The following is a 6000-nucleotide window of genomic DNA, read 5'->3' as shown; positions in this document are numbered from 1 at the left end:
GGGGGGGGGGCGCGGCTTTGGCCGCCCCCGGGGGGGGGGCGGGGGCGCCGCCCCGCCCCCCCGCCCCCCCCCCCCCGGCGGCGCGCGCCCCGGGGCCCCGGCCCCCCCCGGGCCCCCTCCCCGCGACAAGGAGCGCCCATGCCCACGCCCCAGCCCGTCTCCTACCGCCACGGCGGCCTGGTCTGCACCGACCACACCATCGACGTCCCGCTCGACCACGGCGACCCCGGCTCCCCGGCCATCAGCCTGTTCGCCCGCGAAGTCGTGGCCGAGGGACGGGAACACGAGAACCTGCCCAGGCTGCTCTGGCTGCAGGGAGGCCCCGGCGGCCGGGCGGAACGGCCGAACGCCTCCGGCGCCTGGCTCCGCCGCGCGCTCGTGGACCACCGGGTCGTCCTCATGGACCAGCGCGGCACCGGACGCTCCACCCCCGCCGACCGGACGACCCTCGCCCGCTTCGGCACCGACCACCGGGCGGCGGCCGGCTTCCTCGGCCACTTCCGCGCCGACTCGATCGTTCGCGACGCGGAACTGCTGCGCCGGTACTTCCAGGGCGAACGGCCGTGGAGCGTACTCGGGCAGAGCTTCGGCGGCTTCGCCACGCTCACCTATCTCAGCCTCGCCCCCGAGGGCCTGTCCCAGGCCTACATCACCGGCGGCCTGCCGACACTCACCGGCCACGCCGACGACGTCTACCGTGCCGCCTACGCCCGTACCCTCGCCCACAACGAGCGCTACTTCGACCGCTACCCGGCCGACCAGGCACTCGCCGACGCCGTCGCCGCCCACCTGGAGGCGCACGACGTGAGGATGCCGACCGGAGAGCGGCTCAGCGTGCGCCGCTTCCAGACGCTCGGCATCACCTTCGGCACCTCGGCGAAGTTCGACTCGCTCCACTACCTCCTGGAGACGGCGTTCACCGACGGGGCGGCGGGCCCCGAGCTGACGGACACCTTCCTGCGCGGAGTCGACGCCGCGGTTTCCTTCGCCGAACGCCCGCTCTACGCGGCCCTCCACGAACCCATCTACGCCCAGGGCGGCCGGTCCACCGCCTGGTCCGCCCACCGCGTGCGGGAGGAGTTCCCCGCCTTCGACGCCGGGACCGGCGGACCCCTCCGCTTCACCGGGGAGATGGTCTACCCCTGGCAGTTCGAGGAGGACCCCTCCCTCGTCCCGCTGCGGGGCGCGGCCGAGGTCCTCGCCATGCGCACGGACTGGCCCGCGCTCTACGACCTCGACCGGCTGGCCGCCAACGAGGTACCGGTGGTCGCGGCCGTCTACCACGACGACATGTACGTCGACCGTGAGCACTCCCTGGCCACCGCCGACGCCGTCCGAGGGCTGCGCACCTGGGTGAGCGCCGATCACGCCCACGACGGTGTCCGGGCCGACGCCGCCGTCTTCGACCGGCTGCTCGCCATGGCGGCTGAGAAGCGCTGACCGGTTGACCCCACCGCCCGCCCCCGTCCGCACCTCGCGGACGGGGGCGCTTTCCTCCGCCGCCCAGGGCAGGCCACGTCCGGCCGGAACGGTAGGCCCCGTCTTCAAGGTGGCGCCGCCCGGCCGACGGCACTTCGAAGACACGACCCGGGGGACAGGACCTGCCGGCGCACGGCTTCTCCACCCAGGGGAGTACGCCGCACCGCGCCGGCTCATCCTCCGGGAGGCCCGCCATTCGGTACGCGGGCATGACGCCCGCCGGTTCCCCCGTCCCTAGTCTTGAGCCAGCGGCGGGCGGTGAACTCGTCCCCCGAGGCCAGACGCCCGCCGCTCCGGAACAGGTCAGGAGAGGAACCATGGCGGACACGGCCGCGCGGACCACGCTCCGTACGGGAGGACGCAAGGCGTACACCGCCCTCGGCGTACGCCCGTCCGGCACGCGTCACCCGCTGGTGGCGACGGCCATGGTGCTTCCCCTGGCGGCCCTGCTGGTCGTCGTCTTCGGCGGCTGGGACGCAGTGGTCACCCAGGCGTCGTCCGTGGGCGTGATGATGGGGCGCTGAGCGGCGCCCCGGGTCCGGAAGAGCGGTCCGGACCGGGACATCCGGCCAACAGCCCCGTGGGGACGGGGGTGCGGCGGACGGCAGCGTTTGTCCGGCCAGCTGGGGAGCTGGCCGGACATCGCGCTTTCCGGTCCCCTTTCCTCACCGCGGTCCGGCCGGAGCGCGGCGGACCCTCCCGGCGCCGGGCTCTTCTCCGTGGCAGGGGCCGGAGCGCCGCCGACGTGAGGGCGGCGTCCTCACCCGCCGCCCGCGAGGTCCCGCGTACGATCACCGCTGGGGCCAGTCATGGAGGGCCGTACGATCACCGCTGCCCGGGAGCCGAGCCGATGACCACCGACGCCGTCGTCCGCGCGCTCGGCGACCTCGCGCACGACAGCGCCCACCCGGACACCGGGGACTGCGCGTGCGCGCCGCCCCAGGTGCTCGCCGACCGTCCGGACGGCACCGTGGTGCGCAGCGGCCGGATCGTCGCCAAGGCCCACGCGAGGGACACCGGCACCACCGGCCTGAGGGCCAGGCTCTCCCTGGCGGCGTCCCCCGCGCTGAGGGGAGTCCTCCTCGCCCCCCTTCCCACCACCGGCGGCCCGTACCGGATGGTCCTGGACAGGCCGGTGACCCTCTGGCCGTACGGCGCTCCCGTCGACCCCTCGGACCCCGACGCCGCCCCCTGGGAGGAGACGGCCGTCCTGCTGGCCCGGCTGCACCGCACCAGGCCGCACGGCTCCCTGCCGCCCATGCGCGGGCCGCTCAAGGCGGCGCGCGCCGTCGACCGGATGCGGGTGGCGCGCCCCCGCGACACCCGTACCGCCCCCGTGGTCGCGGCGTGGCACGCGCTGCCCGGCTGGGCGCGCGCCGAGGAGCCGGCCCCGGCGGGCCGGGGAGGACACCTCTGCCACGGCGACCTCCACCTCGGGCAACTCGTGCGCCATCCGGAGCAGGACGGCGCCTGGCTGCTGATCGACATCGACGACGCGGGGGCGGGCGACCCGGCCTGGGACCTCGCACGCCCGGCCGCGTGGTACGCGGCGGGGATCCTCCCCGCGGAGATCTGGCTGCGCTTCCTCGACGCCTATCGTGCGGCCGGCGGCCCGGCCGTACGGCCCGAGGGAGACCCGTGGCCCGAACTGGACGTCCCGGCACGGGCGCTCACGGTGCAGACCGCCGCCCTCGCCCTTGCCAAGTCGGCGGCGGAGGAGCGCGGTCCGGACGAGGTGGAACAGCTGATGATCGACGCATGCGCCCGTATCGCCTCCCTCCCGCCCGAGTTGGTGTCCGAAGGCGCGTCGTAGGGTGAAGCGACCGCCGCCGGGCATGCTTTCCGGCGACGTCGCCACGACCTGAGGAGCCGACCGTGATCCAGTGCCCCAAGTGTCATGCCCAGATGCACACATACAACCGCAACGGTGTCCAGATCGAGCAGTGCAGCGGCTGCCGGGGGATATTCCTCGACTACGGCGAGCTGGAGTCCCTGACCCGGCTGGAGTCGCAGTGGGCTCAGCAGGCCCCGCCCCCGCCGCCGGCCCCGCAGGCCTACCCCGCGGCACCGGCCCCCGCGTGGGGAGCACCGCACCAGGGCGGTCACTACGGCGGTCATCACCACCGTCAGAAGAGCTTCGGCCGGATGCTCTTCAGCTCCTGACCCGGCTGGCCGTGGGTACGCCCGCGGACGGGTCCGGGCCCGGCGCCCGGACCCGCGACGCCGGCGGTCCACGGGCTTCGGCGCACACCGCGGTGCCGCTGCGGGCGGCGTCCGCGCGTCACGACTCCCGGCACGCGGCTCCCCGCGGGCACCGCAGCCCCGGGCAGGGAGCCGGCACGCACGCGCGCCCCGCCGGGCGCAATCCCCGGGCGCACCCGGAAGGGGGCGTCCGCCCCCGCATGCCGGGAGCACGCACCGGAGGTCGCCCTTTCGCGCGAACCGCGCCCCGCGAGGCACTAGTCATGGTCATGACCCATGCCTAAAGTGCGGATCATGAACTTCCTCGACAGGTCCCGAACTGTCGCGCCCCCGGGGTGGAGCCGCTGGCTCGTACCGCCCGCCGCGCTCGCCGTGCACCTCTCCATCGGACAGGCCTACGCCTGGAGCGTGTTCAAGCCACCGCTCGAATCGGCCCTCGGCCTCTCCGGAACCGCGAGTGCCCTCCCCTTCCAGCTGGGCATCGTCATGCTCGGCCTCTCGGCCGCGTTCGGCGGCACGCTCGTCGAACGCAACGGCCCGCGCTGGGCGATGTTCGTCTCGCTCGTCTGCTTCTCCTCCGGATTCCTGGTCTCCTCGCTCGGCGCCGCGACCGGCCAGTACTGGCTCGTGGTCCTCGGCTACGGCTTCATCGGCGGAATAGGCCTCGGAATCGGCTACATCTCACCGGTGTCCACGCTCATCAAGTGGTTCCCCGACCGCCCCGGCATGGCGACCGGAATCGCCATCATGGGCTTCGGCGGCGGCGCGCTCATAGCCTCACCCTGGTCCACCGGGATGCTGGAGAGCTTCGGAACCGACCGGAGCGGCATAGCGGGCGCGTTCCTCGTCCACGGTCTCGTCTACGCCGCCTTCATGACTCTCGGCGTCCTCCTGGTGCGGGTGCCGCCCGAGGGCTGGCTCCCCGCAGGCTGGGAACCGAAGCAGGAGACCCGCAGGCTCGTCACCGACGCCCAGGTCTCGGCCCGCAACGCCCTGCGCACACCGCAGTTCTGGTGCCTGTGGGTCGTCCTCTGCATGAACGTCACCGCGGGCATCGGCATCCTGGAGAAGGCCGTGCCCATGATCCAGGACTTCTTCGCCGACACCTCGACCCCGGTCACGGTCTCCGCGGCCGCCGGCTTCGTCGCCCTTCTCTCCCTGGCCAACATGGGGGGCCGGCTCCTGTGGTCATCGACCTCGGACCTGATCGGCCGCAAGAACATGTACCGGGTCTACCTCGGCGTCGGCGCGCTGATGTACGTGGTCATCGCTCAGCTGGGCAACGACTCCAAACCACTCTTCATCTGCTGTGCGCTGGTCATCCTGTCCTTCTACGGCGGCGGGTTCGCGACCGCTCCCGCCTACCTGCGTGACCTCTTCGGCACGTACCAGGTCGGAGCCATCCACGGCCGGCTCCTGACCGCCTGGTCCACGGCAGGAGTCCTCGGCCCGCTGATCGTGAACCGGGTGGCGGACGCCGGGGAGCGTGCCGGACACAGCGGTCCCAGCCTCTACACGACCTCCCTGACGATCATGATCGGGCTGCTGGTCGTCGGCTTCGTCGCGAACGAATGCATCCGCCCGGTCCACACCCGCTTCCACGAGACCCCGGAGGAGAGCCCCCGTGTCCACCAGCAGTCGTAAGCCGCTCATGGTGTTCGTCTGGCTGTGGGTGGTCGTGCCCTTCGCCTACGGGCTCTACGAACTCGCCCGCAAGGCCACCCAGCTCTTCACCGGCTGAGCCGTCACCCGACGACAGGCCCCACCGACGACGAAACCCCCGGTCGTGTGAACGACCGGGGGTTTCGGCTGGTGCGCGATACTGGGATTGAACCAGTGACCTCTTCCGTGTCAGGGAAGCGCTCTCCCGCTGAGCTAATCGCGCAGGGTGACCCTGTGTGTACTGCGTGCGCGATACTGGGATTGAACCAGTGACCTCTTCCGTGTCAGGGAAGCGCTCTCCCGCTGAGCTAATCGCGCGGGGATCCTTGCGGATCGGTGGACGATACTGGGATTGAACCAGTGACCCCTTCCGTGTCAGGGAAGTGCTCTCCCGCTGAGCTAATCGTCCTTGGAGGTGGAGACGGGATTTGAACCCGTGTAGACGGCTTTGCAGGCCGTTGCCTCGCCTCTCGGCCACTCCACCAGGGGTGGGGGTTCGGGAAGATCCCCCACCTTCTGCGAGCGGACGACCAGGTTCGAACTGGCGACCTCAACCTTGGCAAGGTTGCGCTCTACCAACTGAGCTACGTCCGCTTGTCTTTCCCGGTCCGCTTGCGCGTCCCGGCGACGTGTTGAACTCTAGCGGATTCCCGGGCC

General features: G+C 72.4%; 5 protein-coding genes and 5 tRNA genes. 5 read left to right on the top strand and 5 right to left on the bottom strand.

Annotated features, from left to right (window positions below; translation table 11 throughout):
* Positions 1 to 138 precede the first annotated feature (138 nt).
* The 5 genes from ACFXOA_RS19185 to ACFXOA_RS19165 all read left to right on the top strand — a co-directional run bounded on the left by ACFXOA_RS19185 (position 139) and on the right by ACFXOA_RS19165 (position 5325).
* The gene (locus tag ACFXOA_RS19185; RefSeq protein ID WP_385029428.1) at positions 139 to 1440 is read left to right on the top strand and encodes an alpha/beta fold hydrolase; all 1302 of its coding nucleotides are present in this window, start codon (positions 139 to 141) and stop codon (positions 1438 to 1440) included.
* A gap of 356 nt (positions 1441 to 1796) precedes the next feature.
* Positions 1797 to 2003: a hypothetical protein gene (locus tag ACFXOA_RS19180; RefSeq protein ID WP_385029426.1), complete on the top strand. Its 207-nt coding sequence runs from the start codon at positions 1797 to 1799 to the stop codon at positions 2001 to 2003.
* Positions 2004 to 2329: 326 nt separating this feature from the next.
* Positions 2330 to 3292 carry a phosphotransferase family protein gene (locus ACFXOA_RS19175; protein WP_385029423.1) on the top strand — a complete coding sequence of 321 codons (963 nt, stop codon included), beginning with the start codon at positions 2330 to 2332 and terminating at the stop codon, positions 3290 to 3292.
* 62 nt (positions 3293 to 3354) lie between these two features.
* Complete coding sequence (locus ACFXOA_RS19170) at positions 3355 to 3642, top strand: zf-TFIIB domain-containing protein (RefSeq protein ID WP_356880760.1); 288 nt, start codon at positions 3355 to 3357, stop codon at positions 3640 to 3642.
* Between the two features lie 333 nt (positions 3643 to 3975).
* The gene (locus ACFXOA_RS19165) at positions 3976 to 5325 is read left to right on the top strand and encodes an OFA family MFS transporter (protein ID WP_385029420.1); all 1350 of its coding nucleotides are present in this window, start codon (positions 3976 to 3978) and stop codon (positions 5323 to 5325) included.
* A 166-nt stretch (positions 5326 to 5491) separates the two neighbouring features.
* On the opposite strand, the gene ACFXOA_RS19160 is transcribed toward ACFXOA_RS19165, so the two are convergent.
* From ACFXOA_RS19160 to ACFXOA_RS19140, 5 genes are all read right to left on the bottom strand, one after another.
* A tRNA-Val gene (locus ACFXOA_RS19160) sits at positions 5492 to 5566 on the bottom strand.
* Between the two features lie 23 nt (positions 5567 to 5589).
* Positions 5590 to 5661: transfer RNA gene (locus tag ACFXOA_RS19155), tRNA-Val, on the bottom strand.
* Between the two features lie 19 nt (positions 5662 to 5680).
* Positions 5681 to 5752 (bottom strand) — tRNA-Val (locus tag ACFXOA_RS19150).
* A 1-nt stretch (position 5753) separates the two neighbouring features.
* Positions 5754 to 5827 (bottom strand) — tRNA-Cys (locus ACFXOA_RS19145).
* A gap of 37 nt (positions 5828 to 5864) precedes the next feature.
* Positions 5865 to 5937 (bottom strand) — tRNA-Gly (locus tag ACFXOA_RS19140).
* Positions 5938 to 6000 lie beyond the last annotated feature (63 nt).

It is taken from the genome of Streptomyces sp. NPDC059166 (assembly GCF_042755185.1).
In the GTDB taxonomy this organism is placed as follows: Bacteria; Actinomycetota; Actinomycetes; order Streptomycetales; family Streptomycetaceae; genus Streptomyces.
Note: the sequence above shows the minus strand (reverse complement) of the source record. Positions and strands in the feature narration are given on the sequence as shown.